This window comes from Streptomyces sp. NPDC001401 (assembly GCF_042895385.1).
Lineage (GTDB): Bacteria > Actinomycetota > Actinomycetes > Streptomycetales > Streptomycetaceae > Streptomyces.
Genome location: NZ_JBIAWI010000011.1, coordinates 237541 through 252312, shown reverse-complemented (window position 1 = coordinate 252312; position 14772 = coordinate 237541). Strand labels below are relative to the sequence as shown.

Sequence of the window (14772 nt, the reverse complement as noted above, 5' to 3'; positions counted from 1 at the left end):
GGAGGCTGCGGTGACGGTGTTGCGGGAGACGTTCAACGAGGCTGCGGAGTTGTACGACCGGGCTCGGCCGCGCTATCCCCGCGCCCTGGTCGGCGAACTGGCCCGCGCGACAGGCCTCGGCCCGGACAGCCGGGTCCTGGAGATCGGACCGGGTACCGGCCAGCTCACCCTGGCGCTGGCGGAGTTCGGCTGCCGTATCACCGCGGTGGAGCTGGGTGACGCGATGGCGGACGTGGCCCGGCGGCGGCTGCGCGCGTTCCCGCGGGTGCAGGTGCAGGTGGCGGCCTTCGAGGAGTGGGAGCTGCCCCGCGAGCCGTTCGACCTGGTGGTGTGCGCCACCGCCTTCCACTGGGTCGACCCGGCGGTGCGGGTGGTCAAGGCCGCGCAGGCACTGCGTCCCGGCGGGCAGCTCGCCCTCGTCACCACGGAGCACGTGGCCGGCGGCACCGTGGAGTTCTTCGCCCGGGCCCAGAGCTGCTACGAGCGCTGGGATCCGGCCACACCGCCCGGCCTGCGCCTGCAGCCGGCGTCCGACGTGACCATGTACACCGGGGAGTTGGACGACTTCGCGCACTTCGAGCAGATCACCATGGCGCGCTGCACCCAGGACCTCACCTACACCACCGACCAGTACATCGACGTCCTGCTCACCTACGCCGGCCACCGCGCACTGGACGAAACGGCACAGCGCGGCCTGCTGGCCTGCCTGCGGCAACTGATCGACACGCGGTACGGCGGATCCGTCACCAAGCGCTACCTCCACGAACTGATCGTGGCCACCCGCGTCGCGGCGTGAGGTGTACTGCCCCGGCCGCGGGCATGTACCGGCGCAGAGCGGGTACCCGCATCCAGAGGAGCACGCCCCAGACAGACGTCGAACCATGACTCGTGGGAGAGGAAATGGACACCGCCGTGGAACGGTCGGAGGCAGAGGTCGTCGAGAAGACCGCCGGGACCTGCACGGGTGATGGACCACTGCCGGGGATCGCGGAGCCGCGGGCCGTGGCTCCGCGTGACGCACGGGAGCTTTCCCGTCAGTTCTTCCAGCGCCTCTCGCAACTCGAGGAGGGCACGTACGAATTCCAGTACGCGCGCAACACGCTCATCGAGATGAACATCTCGCTGGTGCGGTTCGCGGCCGGGCGGTTCCGGGGACGCGGCGACGACATGGAGGACATCGTCCAGACCGGGATGATCGGCCTGATCAAGGCGATCGACCGGTTCGAGCTGTCCCGTGAGGTCGAGTTCACCTCGTTCGCGCTGCCGTACATCGTCGGCGAGATCAAGCGTTTCTTCCGTGACACCACCTGGGCGGTGCACGTGCCGCGCCGGCTGCAGGAACTGCGCGTCGAACTGGCCAAGGCGCGTGAGGAGCTCGCCAGCCGGCTGGACCGGGAGCCGACGGTTCCCGAGCTCGCCACCTTGATGAACATCCCCGAGGACGAGGTGATCGAGGCACAGATAGCGTCCAACGGCTACAACTCCTCGTCCCTGGACGCAGCGCTCACCGGCGACGGTCCGGAGGGCGGCGAGGCGGTGCTCGCCGACTTCATCGGTGTGGAGGAGGACGGGCTGCGGCTCGTCGAGGACTTCCAGTCGCTGGCCCCACTGATGGCGGAACTCGGCGAGCGCGACCGGCAGATCATCCACATGAGGTTCGTGGAGGAGGCCACCCAGGCGGAGATCGGCGAACGGCTCGGCTGCTCGCAGATGCATGTCTCCCGCCTGATCAAGCGGATCATTGCGCAACTGCGCGAGGGAATGCTGGGCGAACTCGGCTGCGCGTGACGGCCGGCCACTCCCGCCCCGTGACCGCCGCGGTCGCCGACACGGGCGACCGCGGCGGTCACGCGCTGTTCAGGCCCACCACGGCGGACACCCGCTTGCCGACCGGCACCCGCTCCACGGTGACCCGCGTCGCCAGCACATGGACGATCTCCAGTCCGTGCCGGCCGACGCGCTCGGGGTCCCGCGGAAAGCGCCGCGGCAGGGCCGCGCTGCTGTCGTAGACGCACACCGTGACCGCGGTGTCCGTGCCCTCGAGCTCCAGGATGTACGGCCCGTTGCTGTGCCGGTCCGCGTTGGTGACCAGTTCGCTCACGACGAGCAGCACCTCGTCCTGGGCGCGGTCGTCGATCTTGGCGCACCATTCGGTGCGGAGCCGGCCCACGAAGTGCGCGGCGAAGGACCGCGCCTCGGCGATGCATCCCGGTTCGCCGCTGTAGTGCGCCGCCCGCCGTAGCGGTTCCACGGGCACGTCGAAACCAGTCGGTATCACTGCCCCGCCCACGTGCTCGATCATGCATTTCTCTCTCGGAAGCCGGCCCGGCCGGACGCTGCTGCATCAGTGCTGCTACCCCGAGCCGCGCCCGGCAGTCCCCGTCCGGGCCGATGTGTCCGCTTCCACGCGGAACGCCGGTCATGTGGTGCTCGCCTCTGCAGCACTGTACGGCGCGGCAGCCCCGGCCTACGCCTGGGTCGTCGTATCGGAGACGGAGGGCGGCTGAGGAGCCGAGGACGCGGGTGATTCCGGCTGGGTCGTCCCGGGCCCGGTGGAGGGTGATTCGGAGCTCGGCGACGGAGAGGAGGGAGCCGTTGACGTCGGCGGGCAGGAGGTGGTGGTCGTGGAGGGGGTCGGTGTGCCGGTGCTCGCGCCGGGCGAGGAGGCGCACGGGGACGACGGCGAGGACGGTGCCGTCGGCGTGGACACGCTCACCGACGGGGAGGGCTTGACCGGCGGCTCGGTCCGGTGGTCGTGGTGGCCCGTGTCGCCGCGGTGCCGGGAGATCCATTCGTCGTGGTCGGGGTCGTAGATGACGAAGATGTTGATGATCTGCGGTGCAGGGGTGACCACCACGACGTTCGAGGAGCGGTACGACGGCCAGCTGTCGCCGGTCCGCCTCGGGGTGGTCTGGGCGACGGGCGGCGTCAGCGGGTTGCCGCAGGCGCAGCGCACGCGGGGCACGCCATGGCCGTCGACGAGGACGGCCGTGCCCGCCTGCAGGACGGCCTGGTAGCCGGTGGCGGCGCCGTTGCGGTAGCCGTGGTTGGTGACGCGGGTGTCCATGCGCAGTTGTACGGGGGTGAGCGAGCGGAGGTAGGCGGGGACCCGGGAGGGGCCGACGCCGGCGACCGAGGCGAACGCCGTGTTCTTCGACGGGGCCGCTCGAAGGGCCTTGATCTGCTGCTCGACGTCGCAGCTGGAGATGTTGCGGGTGCCGCCGTACAGTCCGGGCGCGCCGCCGTCGACGCCCCGTACCGCGTTCGCCGGTGCCGATTCGGTGGCCGGGGAGGCGGAGACGGGCGGGGCGGAGCTGTCCTTGGCCGTCGACTGTGTGAACGGGTCGGGGCCGGTCTTGCCCGCGGCCTGCAGGAAGACCTCTCCGCCCTTGCCCGAGCCGCCGTCGGAGCGGGTGAACACGACGGCCAGGACCACGGCGGCGACCACCGCGGTGGTGAGCACGGCGACGCGGGGTGCGGACTTCCACCAGGGGCGGTGGGGCGGCGGCGAGGGTGTGCCGCCGCCGCTGCCCGGTGGTTGCGAGGGCGGGCCCGAGGGGGGCTGGGAGGGGCCCGAGAGCGGGCCGGAAGGGGGGCCTGTGGGGCGGCCGGAGGACGGAGGTTCGACGCTCACGAGCTCTTCTTCCCGACGCGGTTTCCTGCGGACTGCCCCGAGTTGTGCCGCTTTCCTACCTGGCGTACCCATTGTGTGCTCCGGTGCGGTGCCGCCCGCAAGCCGACGCGGACGGCCCTCCCGGCGGGCGGGGCGCGCAGGGGCTGCTTAGCGTGGCGAGGGTGAGCCCGCGAACCCCCTCCGACCTGGCCGTCGCCCGCCACGGCTGGGTGCAGGCCCTGGCCGCGGTGCTGGCCGCGCTGATCGCCATGGGGGTGGTCGCCGGCCTGGGGTTGTGGGCGGCCGGCGCTGCGGATCTCCCGGACGGCGCGTTCCCCAGGGTCGTCGCGGCGACGGTCGTCACGGCCGTCGGCGGCACGATCGAGCTGTCGGGGAACGCCGGCGCGCTGGCCGAGTCCGCGGCCGGAATGACCGTGATCCCGCTGTCGGTGACGCTGGTGGGGGCCCTCGTGCTCGCCGCAGGTTTTCTGCGCCCGTTGCGGCACCGGGCGGTCGCCGGAGCCCCGGAGCTGGCCGGGTGGGCCGCCCGGGTTGCAGTCGTGTGGCTGCTGGCGCTGCTCGGCCTTGCCCTCGGCGCCCGCCAGAGCTTCGCGGTCGACCTCGGCAACGGGACCCTCGGCGACATCGGCGACCTGTTCGGCGTCTCGCCGAAGGTCGGCTTCAAGGCGGACGTGCCGCTGACCCTGTTCTTCGGTGTGCTGTGGCTGGCGGGGGTGCTGGTGCTGGCGCTGCTGGTCTCGCGCGGGGCGCCGCTGCCGGGGCGGCTGCTGCGCTTTCAGGAGTCGGTGCGGCCGGCCGCGTACGCCATAGTCGTGCTGCTGCTCGCGTTCGTCGTCCTGGGCGTCGTCGTCGCGCTGGTCGTCGCGGTGACCCGCGGCCACTCCGCGGAGACCCTGGCGGTGATCCTGCTGGGTCTGCCGAACCTGGTCTGGCTGGCGTTCACGCTCGGTCTCGGTGCCACCTGGACGGGGCGGGTGCAGGGACCGTTCGGGCTGCCCATGCCGCATGTGCTCGACGAGGTGCTGCGCACCAAGGAGGTCGCCACGCTCAACCTGAGCACGCTCGCCGACCACGACGGGAGGGTGTGGTGGCTGGTGGCCGTCGACGCGGTGCTGCTGCTGGCGGCCGCGTTCGTGATGGCGGCCCGCTCCCCGGCTCGGATGCGGGCCTGGCAGCACGCCCTGCACATGGCCGTCGCCCTCGCGCTGACCGTGCTCATGATCTGCCTGGTGGGCCGGATCTCCGCGCACTACGGGCTGTCGTTGCTCGGCATCGGAAACCTGGGCGGAGATCTGTCCGGGGATCTGTTCCTGAAACCGAAGGTGTGGACCGCACTGGGGTTCGCGGTGCTGTGGGGGCTGGTGACCGGCTTCCTCGGCGCGCTGCTGGCACGGCCGGTGCAGCGCCGGGGCGAGGCGGAAAAGAGGTGGGAAGGGTGATGCCGTCCGTGGGAGCCTGCGATCGGTCGCGGTGTCGAGGGGAAGGGCACGACATGGCGTTCGCTCTGGAAGACCGCCTGGCCGTCACCGAGTTGATCGCCCTGCACGGCCATCTGGTCGACGGCGGGGAACTGGACCGCTCGGGCGAGGTGTTCACCACGGACGTCGTCTACGACCTGTCGGACTTCGGCCAGGGCGAGATCTTCGGGCTCACCGCCCTCAAGGAGGCCGCGCTGGCACTGGGTGCGAAGAACCCCGTGGCGCATCACGTCACCAACGTGGTGATCGAGGAGGTGTTCGACGACCGGGTCCGTGCCCGCTCCAAGGGGCTGGGGATCATGTCCGACGGTTCGTGCGGGTCCGTGACGTACGAGGACGTCGTGGTGCGCGGCGACGCGGGCTGGCGCATCTGCCGGCGCAAGGTCGTGGCGCGCCGGGTGCCCCTCGGCGGGCTCGGCCAGGAGGCCTGAGCGGCCTCGGTGAAGTCCGCTGCGCCTCAGCGGCGCCCCGAAGGGGCGCGGGGCTGTGTCCATGTGCGGCTCCGCCGCGGAGCGCTCAGCTGCGGCCCCGGAAGACCGGCTCGGCCCAGCGCGGTGGCGGCTCGGGCCCCTCCTTTGCCGTGCGCACGGCCCGCAGGTCCACCTCCGTCGGCGGGTGGTCGTGGTCGGTGCCCGGGGCGGCGCCGGTCACGGCTGTGCGCAGGGCGGCGACGAACGCGAGGCAGGAGTCGTGGCGGGCGTCCGGGCTCTTGGCCAGGGCCTTGGTGAACACGGCGTCGACGGCCGGGGCGAGGTCGGGGCGGGACTCCGTCAGCGGGGGCGGCTGGTCGTACTGGTGGGCCCACAGCAGGGCCATGTCGTCGTCGCGCCGGAAGGGCGGGCGGCCCGCCAGGCACTCGAACACGACGCAGGCGAACCCGTAGACGTCGCAGCGGGCGTCGACGGGCCGGCCGGAGATCTGCTCCGGGGCCACGTAGTCGAGGGTGCCGACGAACTGGCCGACGGTGGTGAAGCCGGTCAGGGACAGCGACTTCTTCGTCAGACCGAAGTCGGTCAGGTAGGCGTGCTCGGGGTGGTCGCTGTCGGTGCCGCGGGCGACCAGGATGTTGCCGGGTTTCACGTCCCGGTGGACCAGCCCGTGCTCGTGGGCGGCATCCAGCGCGGAGGCGATCTGCGCGGCGATGCGCAGCGCGGCCGCGGGCGCGAGCGGGCCGCGCCGGTCGAGCAGATGACGCAGGTCGCTGCCCTCGACGTAACGCATGGCGATGTACAGGACGCCGTCCGTCTCGCCCGCCTCGTAGACCGGCACGATGTGCGGGTGGTCGATCGCGGCGGCCGCCCGGGACTCGTGGGTGAAGCGGAGCCGGAAGGTGTCGTTGCGGGCGAGTTCGGGGGCGAGCAGCTTGAGCGCGACCGTGCGGTCCAGGCGCAGGTCCCGGGCGCGGTAGACGACGGCCATGCCGCCGCGGCCGATCTCGCGCTCGATGCGGTAGCCGGCGACCTGCCTGCCGATCAGCTCGGAGGGCCGGCCCGAGAACAGGCTCGTGTCACGGGCCATCGGGGGTCACGACCTGGGTGGGGGCGTGGCCGGGGTCGGCCGGTGCGGCGCGGGGTTCGTCGTCGGCGGCGTAGGTGCTCAGGTGCTTTCCGTCGCCGTACACCCACCGCCCCTGCTCGGTGTCGTACAGCCACATCGACTCGCCGTCGACGACGACCCCGATGCGCAGTCCCTGCGTACGGCCGCGGAAGGACTCGCCGTCGAGGCCGCCGCGGGCCAGTTCCTCGACCGCGGTGCGGTAGCGGGCCAGGGTCTGTTCGGTGCGGGCCAGCAGGGGGCGGGGGTCGGCGGTGCGGGCCTGTGGGCCGCCGGTGGCGGGCGGGTCCTGGGGTACGGCGACCAGGAAGCGGCCGTCGACCCAGGCGGACCAGCCGTTGGCGCACAGCACGTGCCCCCAGTCGCCGCGCCGCTCGACGAGCTGGACCGGCAGCAGCGGGTCGAGGGGCACGGTGGGGCGGGCGGGGTCGGGGCTCTCCCAGGCCGGCATGCCGTCCTGGGGGACGACGTGGGTGGGCCGGAAGCCGGGCGTCGCCATCACGACTTCCGCATCACGGCGGGTTCGTGCCGGCGCAGCAGCCGGGACACGGCGAAGCAGAAGACCGCCGAGAGCACCACCAGCATGGCGATGTTCAGCAGCCACACCCCGGCCGAGTGCTTGAACAGCGGATCGCCGGTCAGGTCGCCCGGCACGATCCGCGCCAGGCCGACGGTGCCGGCCATCGCGCCGAGCGCCCACCGGGAGGGCACCAGCCAGGACAGCTGCTCCAGACCAGGCACTCCGTGCAGCTTCAGCAGGGCGCCGCAGAAGACGACTTGGACGATGGCGAGCAGCACCAGCAGCGGCATCGTCACCTCCTCCTTGCGCACCAGCGCGGACACCAGCAGGCCGAGCGTCATCGCCGTGAACGCCAGCAGGGCGACGGCGACGGTGATTTCGACAAGGGGCGGCATCAACACGCCTTCGCCGCCGGGCGCGTTGAGGTCGACGCCCAGGAGGGCGACCAGGGTCAGCACCACGGCCTGCAGCACGGTGATCGTGCCCAGTACGACGACCTTCGACATCAGATACGCCGATCTGGACAGGCCCACAGCCCGTTCGCGCTGGTAGATGGTGCGTTCCTTGACGAGTTCACGCACGGCGTTCGCCGCGCCGGTGAGCACTCCGCCGACGCACAGGATGAGCAGCGCGTTCATCGCGGTCTCCTGCGTCAGCCTGCTGCCGGCCAGGGCGCGGGCCATGGCGCCCATCACGAACGGCAGGGCGATCATGATGGCGAGGAAGGTGCGGTCGGCGCCGAGTGCGGCGGTGTAGCGGCGCACCAGCGTGCCGAGCTGGGCGCCCCGGCTGCGGGGCCGGGCCGGCGGGGCGATCACGACCGGGCCCGAGCGGGGCACGCGGGGCTGGGCGGTGGCTTCGGTGATGTAGTGCCGGTGGAAGGGCGAGAAGCGGTAGTCGCCGGCCCAGTCGCGGTCGTGGTCGCGTTCGAAGGCCTCGAAGGCCTCCGGCCACTGCTCGAAGCCGAAGAAGGCAAGGGCGTCCTCGGGCTGGCCGTAGTAGGCGATCCTGCCGCCGGGCGCGAGCACGAGGAGCCGGTCGCACACGTCGAGGCTCAGCACACTGTGGGTGACGACGACGACGGTCCGGCCGTCGTCGGCGAGGCCGCGCAGCATGTGCATCACCGAGCGGTCCATGCCGGGGTCCAGGCCGGAGGTCGGCTCGTCGAGGAAGAGCAGCGAAGGCTTGGTCAGCAGCTCCAGGGCCACGCTGACCCGCTTGCGCTGCCCGCCCGACAGGCTGTGCACCGGCTGGCCGGCGCGCTGCTCAAGGCCCAGTTCGCGGATGACCTCGTCGACCCGGGCCCGGCGCTCGGCCTTCACGGTGTCCTCGGGGAAGCGCAGCTCGGCTGCATAGGACAGGGCGCTGCGGACGGTCAGCTGGGAGTGCAGGATGTCGTCCTGCGGGACCAGGCCGATGCGCTGGCGCAGCTCGGCGTAGTCGCGGTAGAGGTCGCGGCCGTCGTAGAGCACGGTGCCGTGGTCGGCGGGCCGCTGGCCGGTGAGGGCGTTCAGGAGTGTGGACTTGCCGGCGCCGCTCGGGCCGACGACGGCGAGCAGACATTTCTCCCCCACCGGGAACGACACATGGTCGAGGAGGGTCTTGCGGCCGCGGTCGACGGCGACGGTGAGCTCCTGTACGTCCAGGGAGACCTCGCCGGTGTCGACGAACTCCTGCAGCTGGTCGCCGACGAGGCAGAACGCGGAGTGGCCGATGCCGACGATGTCGCCGGGGCCGATCGGGGCGACGGTGACGGGCGAGCCGTTGAGGAAGGTGCCGTTGTGGCTGCCCAGGTCGGCGATCTCGTAGCTGCCGTCGGGCAGGGCACGCAGTTCGGCGTGCAGCCGGGAGACGACGAGGTCGTCGATGACCAGGTCGTTCTCGGCGGCGCGGCCGATGCGGACGGTGCGGGCGGGCAGCGGCCGTACGGTGGTGGGCCGCCGGAAGGTGCCGGTCAGGCCGGGCATCGACACTGCGGAGGGGCGCTCGGGGACCGGTGTCGGAGGGCTGACGAGGGTGGCGCACGGGCCGTCGGACGGGTTACCGAAGCGGATGACGCTGCCGGGGCCCACGCCCCGCTCGTGGATGCGGCGGCCGTCGGCGAAGGTGCCGTTGGTGCTGTTCTCGTCCTCGATGGTCCAGCGGCCCGCCTCGGGGCGCAGCACCGCGTGGTGCCACGAGACCCGTGCATCGTCGATGACGATGTCGCTGAGCGGGTCGCGTCCGACGTGGTAGTCGCGGCCCGGGCTCATCACCGTGGAGCCCGCCTCGGTCTCCAGGACGAGTTCGGGCGCAGTCGGCGCGACAGGCCGCTCTGCCATGACGTGAATTCTACCGATTCGTCCACATATACGCCCGACGTGGCGATTGCCGTCGGCGCTCAGCCGACGGGCAGGACGAGCGCCGGGACGGTCCGCTGCATGCGCAGGGCGTCGACGGACTCGGCCAGCAGCTCGTACTCGGTGGTCTCGTCGCTGATCGCGATCCGCACCAGCCGTCCGGCTGCCAACTCGTCGGCGACCAGCTCCTGTTGGGCGACATTGCCGCACCAGGAACGCAGTACGGCCGGTACGTCGGGCACGGTGTCGGCGACAGGGACGAGCGAGCTCGGCGGGAAGTGCTCCGCCTCCGGCTGCGGGTCGAGACGGTCGGCGATCCAGTTCGCGCGGTCGCGCAGCCACCACAGGGCGAGGGCGAGAGTGGGAGCCCGGTAGGTGCCCAGGGGCACACCGATGCGCTCGCCTCCGCAGGCGCCGTAAGCCGTGACGTGGCATAAGAATTCGTCGTGCACGTTCGCTCCCCCGTTGCTTGCTCGCCTCTCGGCCGGCCTCGCTTTCGGTGCGGCTCATGTGCTGTGCGTGATCGTGTCTTCGCTCGCCGTGAAGTCCCTTGAGTCTTGAGTATGTTCACTACTGAAACACTGTCACCACGACTTTCCGGCCAGTCTCCTGGCATATTCACAGGGGCAGTTGGCCGAAACCCTGCGAGTGCTGTCATTACCCGAGGGGTAATCGACCGTCCGTCACGGACGGGGCATGGTTGCTGTACCGGGTCGCCGCATCCGCGAATCCGGGTCCTGACCAGCAGTTACGACCTCGATGGAGGCTGATTTCCCATGTCCGCGAACACCGATCGTCACGAGAACGCCGTCGCCCGCTACTTCGAGGCCTGGAACGCGGGCGAGCCGGAGGCGCTGGCGAAGGCGGTCGCCGCCGCCTGGGCGGCGGACGGCACTTACACCGACCCGCTCGCCGACGTCGGCGGCCACGACCAGATCGCGTCCCTGATCACCGCGGCGCACGGGCAGTTCCCGGGCTTCGCCTTCCGGCTGACCGGCGCCGTGGACGGCCACCACGACACGGCGCGCTTCTCCTGGGAGCTGGTGAGCGAGGCCGACGGCTCGGCGCCCGTGGCCGGCTTCGACGTGATCACGCTGGACGGGGACGGCCGTATCCGCTCGGTGCTCGGTTTCCTGGACCGGGTGCCCGCAGGGGCGTGACCTGCGCGATGAGTTTCCGGGCTCGCGGTGGTCTCTTGGGTACATGACCACCGCGAGCGGAGGAAGCCACCATGACCACGACCACCAAGCTCGACGAGGAGTTCACCGCCGTCCTGCGCAAGAGCCCGAGCGAGGGCGGCTGGACCTATCTCGTCTGGCCGAAGAGCGTCGAGTTCTTCGGCACCCGCGGGCTCGTCAAGGTCCGCGGCACGATCGACGGACACCCCTTCCGCAGCTCGTTCATGGCCTTGGGCGACGGCACGCACAAACTGCCGGTGAAGGCCGACATCCGCAAGGCCATCGGGAAGGGCGAGGGCGACACGGTGACCGTGCGCCTGGCGGAGCGGCTCGGCTCCTGACGGCCTACGGGTAGCGCCGGGGGCGACGCCGAGAGCCGGGTTCTTCCGTATGTGGTCGGCCCAGAGGCGGCGGACCGCCTCTGGGACGTGAGCGAGCGTCCTACGGCTTGACGATCGCGTCGATGCGGGCCAGCTCGTCGGCGTCGAAGTCGAGGTTGCGGGTGGCCGCGACGCTGTCCTCGATCTGCTGCGGGCTGCTCGCACCGACCAGGGCGGAGGTCACCCGGCCGCCGCGCAGCACCCAGGCCAGGGCCAGCTGGGCGAGGGTCTGGCTGCGGGACTTGGCGATGTCGTTCAGCTCGCGCAGCCGCGTCACCAGGTCCTCGGTGAGCGCGTCGGAGTTCAGGAAGGGGCTGTCGCTCGCGGCCCGCGAGTCCTCCGGGATGCCGTCCAGGTAGCGGGAGGAGAGCAGGCCCTGCTCCAGCGGGGAGAAGACGATGGAGCCGACCTGCAGCTCGTCGAGCGCGTCCAGCAGGCCCTCGTCCTCGGGGCGGCGGTCGAGCATCGAGTAGCGCGGCTGGTGGATCAGCAGCGGGGTGCCGAGCTCGCCGAGGATGCGGGCGGCCTCGCGGGTCTGCTCCGCCGAATAGTTGGAGATGCCGACGTACAGCGCCTTGCCCTGCTGGACCGCCGAGTGCAGGGCGCCCATCGTCTCCTCGAGGGGAGTCTCCGGGTCGGGGCGGTGCGAGTAGAAGATGTCGACGTAGTCCAGGCCCATCCGGGTGAGGCTCTGGTCCAGCGAGGACAGCAGGTACTTGCGGGAGCCCCACTCGCCGTACGGGCCGGGCCACATCAGATAGCCGGCCTTGGTCGAGATGATCAGCTCGTCGCGGTAGGCGGCGAGGTCGGACTTCAGCGCCTCGCCGAAGGCGGACTCGGCGGCGCCGGGCGGCGGCCCGTAGTTGTTGGCCAGGTCGAAGTGGGTGACACCGAGGTCGAAGGCGCGGCGCAGGATGGCACGCTGCGTCTCGACGGTGCGGTCCGCCGGGCCGAAGTTGTGCCACAGGCCGAGCGAGATCGCGGGAAGCTTCAGGCCGCTGCGTCCGGTGCGCCGGTAGGGCATGTCCGTGTAGCGGTCGGGGTGTGCGGTGTACAACGCGACTCCAGAGGGGTTGGCACGGTTTCCTGAGAACCACGGTTTCCTGAGAACCGGTGTCCACTCTTTCGTGACCTGGGTGCATTGGTCCAACAGAAGAATCCGATGGAATTCAGCGGATACGCTTCTGAGTCATGGAACTCCGCCATCTCCAGCACTTCGTCGCGGTCGCCGAGGACCAGCACTTCACCCGGGCCGCCGAACGGCTGCTGGTCTCCCAGTCGGGACTGTCCGCCTCGATCCGGGCGCTGGAGCGGGAGCTGCAGACGCCGCTGTTCGTGCGGACCACCCGGCGGGTGACGCTCACGCCGGCCGGGCGGGCGCTGCTGGGCGAGGCGGAGCGGATCCTGGCGCAGGTGCGGTCGGCCCACGAGGCGGTGGCCGCGGTGCAGGGGGTGCTGCGTGGGATGCTCGCGCTCGGGTCCGAGCAGTGCATCGCCGGGGTGCATGTGGCGGGCCTGCTGGCGGCGTTCCGTCGGCAGCACCCGGACGTGGAGATCTGTCTGCGGCAGGCCGGTTCGGGCGCGCTCGCGGAGGAGGTCGCGGCCGGACGTCTCGACCTGGCCTTCGCGGTGCGTACGGCGCAGGAGGCCACCGACCAGCTGCGCGTCGTACCGCTGGCCGCCGAACCGCTGACCGTGCTGTGCCACCCCGACCACCGGCTCGCGCGCGCCGGAGTGGCCGTGACTCCGGAGGACCTGGGCGGCGAGGTCTTCGTCGACTTCCACCCCGACTGGGGCCCACGCCGCACCACGGACGCCGCATTCGCCGCCGCGGGCGTACGGCGGGCGGTCGCGCTGGAGGTGAACGACGTGCACAGCCTCCTCGACCTGGTGGACGAGAACCTCGGCGTCGCCGTCGTACCGCGCCACTTCCGGCACAAGCGCCCGTCGCTGACCGCGCTGCCCGTGAAGGGCACCGGGGAGACCGTGTACGAGACGGTCGCCCTGCTCCCGCCCTCGCAGGCCACCAGCCCCGCGGCCCGAGCGCTGATGGCACTGCTGGAAACAGGGGGTGCAGGTACACCCCAGGACGGGACCCACCCCTCCTGACCCGGCCCGTTTCCCACCGCAGACTCGTGACCGTTCCTCACGACAACTGCGGTCAGGAGTACGGAAGATGACGCACCACACACGACGGAACGTGCTGCGCGGCGCGGCGGCGATGGCGGCGGCGGGCGGGCTGGTCGGCTCGGGGGTGGGTGCACGCCCGGCCGTCGCGGCTCCCCAGGCACCCACGGCGCGCCGCTTCCCCTTCCTGGAGGGCGCGTTCGAGCCCGTCACGGAGGAACTGACGGCCTTCGACCTGCCGGTCACCGGCCGCATCCCGCGCGAGCTGAACGGCCGCTATCTGCGCAACGGCCCCAACGTCCTGGGCCTGGAGGACCCGCGCGCCCACCACTGGATGCTCGGCGAGGGCATGGTGCACGGCGTCCGGCTGCGCGACGGCCGCGCCGAGTGGTATCGCAACCGCTGGGTGCGCTCCTCCCAGGTGGCGAAGAAACTGGGCGAGCCGTATCCGGGTCCGGTGCCGCCGGACGACTTCCCGTGCAACACCCATGTGATCCCCTACCGGGGGCGGATCCTCGCCCTCCAGGAGAGCGGGCCGCTGCCGTACGAACTCGACGACGAGCTCAACACCGTGGGGACGTACGACTTCCGGTCCACCCTGAAGGGCGCGTTCACCGCGCACACCAAGTACGACGCCTACGCAGGCGAGTTGCATGCCATCGCCTACTACCCGACCTGGGACCACGTCCGTCACCTGGTCGTGGATCCGACGGGCCGGGTGTCCCGCACCACCAGGATCCCGGTGGCGGACGCGCCGATGATCCACGACTTCGCCCTCACCGAGAACCACGTCGTCGTCCTCGACATGCCGGTCACCTTCGACCCGGCGGCCGCCGAGCGGGGCGACATCGTCCCGTACATCTGGAACGACAAGTACCCGGCACGGGTCGGAGTGCTGCCGCGCAAGGGCGGTGCGGTCCGCTGGTTCGAGGTCGACCCGGTCTACTACTCGCACACCCTCAACGCGTACGAGGAGGGCACGGACATCGTCATCGACATGACGAACTTCGACGCCCCTTTCTTCGTGGCGGGGAAGGGGTCGGGCGGCCCCTACGGCGCGGGCACCCCCAGGCTGGACCGCTGGACGATCGACCTGCGCCACGGCCGGGTGCGGACCCGGACCCTGGACGACCGCCCGCAGGAATTCCCGCGCGTGAACGAGGCGCTGGTGTCCCGCCGGCACCGCTACGGCTACTCGGCGGCGTCCGCAGAGATGACGCTGGCGTACATGACGGCCGACGGCAACCCGCCCGACCGGGCGTTCAGCAACGCGCTCATCAAGCATGATCTCCTGCGCGGCACGGCCCAGGTCCACCGGCTGCCGCGCGGTGCGGCCGCGAGCGAGGCCGTGTTCGTGCCGCGGGAACACAGTGCGGCCGAGGACGACGGGTACGCGATCGCATACGTTCACAATCCCGATCGCCGAGCGTCCGACCTGGTGATCCTCGCCGCCCAGGACTTCACCGGCGAGCCGGTCGCCCGGATCCATCTGCCGGGGCGGGTGCCGCTCGGCTTCCACGGGAGCTGGATTCCGGACGCGTGAGACGCCCAGGTGCGCGATG

The 14772-nt window shown here is 71.5% G+C and carries 15 protein-coding genes; 8 read left to right on the top strand and 7 right to left on the bottom strand.

Going from position 1 to position 14772, the window contains the following annotated elements; all coding sequences use genetic code 11:
• The first annotated feature begins 16 nt into the window (after window positions 1–16).
• Both ACFY10_RS32950 and ACFY10_RS32945 read left to right on the top strand, forming a co-directional pair.
• Window positions 17–796 carry a class I SAM-dependent methyltransferase gene (locus ACFY10_RS32950; RefSeq protein WP_390669002.1) on the top strand — a complete coding sequence of 260 codons (780 nt, stop codon included), beginning with the start codon at window positions 17–19 and terminating at the stop codon, window positions 794–796.
• A 104-nt stretch (window positions 797–900) separates the two neighbouring features.
• Window positions 901–1788 (top strand): RNA polymerase sigma factor SigF, encoded by an 888-nt coding sequence (locus tag ACFY10_RS32945; RefSeq protein ID WP_390668878.1) that lies wholly within the window; start codon window positions 901–903, stop codon window positions 1786–1788.
• Between the two features lie 58 nt (window positions 1789–1846).
• On the opposite strand, the gene ACFY10_RS32940 is transcribed toward ACFY10_RS32945, so the two are convergent.
• Both ACFY10_RS32940 and ACFY10_RS32935 read right to left on the bottom strand, forming a co-directional pair.
• Window positions 1847–2302: an ATP-binding protein gene (locus tag ACFY10_RS32940; RefSeq protein WP_390668877.1), complete on the bottom strand. Its 456-nt coding sequence runs from the start codon at window positions 2300–2302 to the stop codon at window positions 1847–1849.
• A 165-nt stretch (window positions 2303–2467) separates the two neighbouring features.
• Entirely contained in the window at window positions 2468–3634 is a 1167-nt protein-coding gene (locus ACFY10_RS32935) for a DUF6777 domain-containing protein (RefSeq protein ID WP_390668876.1), read from the bottom strand.
• Window positions 3635–3795: 161 nt separating this feature from the next.
• Here ACFY10_RS32935 and ACFY10_RS32930 point away from each other — a divergent pair, with 161 nt between their 5' ends.
• Together ACFY10_RS32930 and ACFY10_RS32925 are read left to right on the top strand one after the other, a co-directional pair.
• Complete coding sequence (locus tag ACFY10_RS32930) at window positions 3796–5073, top strand: streptophobe family protein (RefSeq protein WP_390668875.1); 1278 nt, start codon at window positions 3796–3798, stop codon at window positions 5071–5073.
• Window positions 5074–5126: 53 nt separating this feature from the next.
• The gene (locus tag ACFY10_RS32925; protein ID WP_390668874.1) at window positions 5127–5543 is read left to right on the top strand and encodes a nuclear transport factor 2 family protein; all 417 of its coding nucleotides are present in this window, start codon (window positions 5127–5129) and stop codon (window positions 5541–5543) included.
• Between the two features lie 85 nt (window positions 5544–5628).
• Here the strand turns inward: ACFY10_RS32925 and ACFY10_RS32920 are convergent, their stop codons facing one another.
• Genes ACFY10_RS32920 through ACFY10_RS32905 form a run of 4 tightly spaced genes read right to left on the bottom strand, consistent with a single transcriptional unit; the run spans window position 5629 to window position 9977 of the window.
• A complete protein-coding gene (locus ACFY10_RS32920; protein ID WP_390668873.1) occupies window positions 5629–6630 on the bottom strand; it encodes a serine/threonine-protein kinase in 1002 nt (333 codons plus the stop codon).
• Window positions 6620–7165, bottom strand: a complete 546-nt coding sequence (locus ACFY10_RS32915) for a hypothetical protein (protein WP_390668872.1) — start codon at window positions 7163–7165, stop codon at window positions 6620–6622. The genes ACFY10_RS32920 and ACFY10_RS32915 overlap by 11 nt, the downstream gene beginning before the upstream one ends.
• Window positions 7165–9507: an FHA domain-containing protein gene (locus ACFY10_RS32910; protein ID WP_390668871.1), complete on the bottom strand. Its 2343-nt coding sequence runs from the start codon at window positions 9505–9507 to the stop codon at window positions 7165–7167. Before ACFY10_RS32910 ends, ACFY10_RS32915 begins: the two co-directional genes overlap by 1 nt.
• Window positions 9508–9566: 59 nt before the next feature.
• On the bottom strand, window positions 9567–9977 hold the full coding sequence (locus tag ACFY10_RS32905; RefSeq protein WP_390668870.1) for a hypothetical protein: 411 nt from the start codon (window positions 9975–9977) through the stop codon (window positions 9567–9569).
• A gap of 324 nt (window positions 9978–10301) precedes the next feature.
• Between ACFY10_RS32905 and ACFY10_RS32900 the strand changes: the two genes are divergently transcribed.
• Together ACFY10_RS32900 and ACFY10_RS32895 are read left to right on the top strand one after the other, a co-directional pair.
• A complete protein-coding gene (locus ACFY10_RS32900; RefSeq protein WP_390668869.1) occupies window positions 10302–10685 on the top strand; it encodes a nuclear transport factor 2 family protein in 384 nt (127 codons plus the stop codon).
• A gap of 71 nt (window positions 10686–10756) precedes the next feature.
• Window positions 10757–11044, top strand: coding sequence for a DUF1905 domain-containing protein (locus ACFY10_RS32895; protein WP_390668868.1), 288 nt, complete (start codon window positions 10757–10759; stop codon window positions 11042–11044).
• 100 nt (window positions 11045–11144) lie between these two features.
• On the opposite strand, the gene mgrA is transcribed toward ACFY10_RS32895, so the two are convergent.
• Window positions 11145–12140 (bottom strand): L-glyceraldehyde 3-phosphate reductase, encoded by a 996-nt coding sequence (gene mgrA, locus ACFY10_RS32890; RefSeq protein WP_390668867.1) that lies wholly within the window; start codon window positions 12138–12140, stop codon window positions 11145–11147.
• A gap of 134 nt (window positions 12141–12274) precedes the next feature.
• On the opposite strand from mgrA, the gene ACFY10_RS32885 reads away from it, so the two are divergent.
• Both ACFY10_RS32885 and ACFY10_RS32880 read left to right on the top strand, forming a co-directional pair.
• Window positions 12275–13192 carry a LysR family transcriptional regulator gene (locus tag ACFY10_RS32885; RefSeq protein WP_390668866.1) on the top strand — a complete coding sequence of 306 codons (918 nt, stop codon included), beginning with the start codon at window positions 12275–12277 and terminating at the stop codon, window positions 13190–13192.
• 67 nt (window positions 13193–13259) lie between these two features.
• On the top strand, window positions 13260–14753 hold the full coding sequence (locus tag ACFY10_RS32880) for a carotenoid oxygenase family protein (protein ID WP_390668865.1): 1494 nt from the start codon (window positions 13260–13262) through the stop codon (window positions 14751–14753).
• The last annotated feature ends 19 nt before the right edge of the window (window positions 14754–14772 follow it).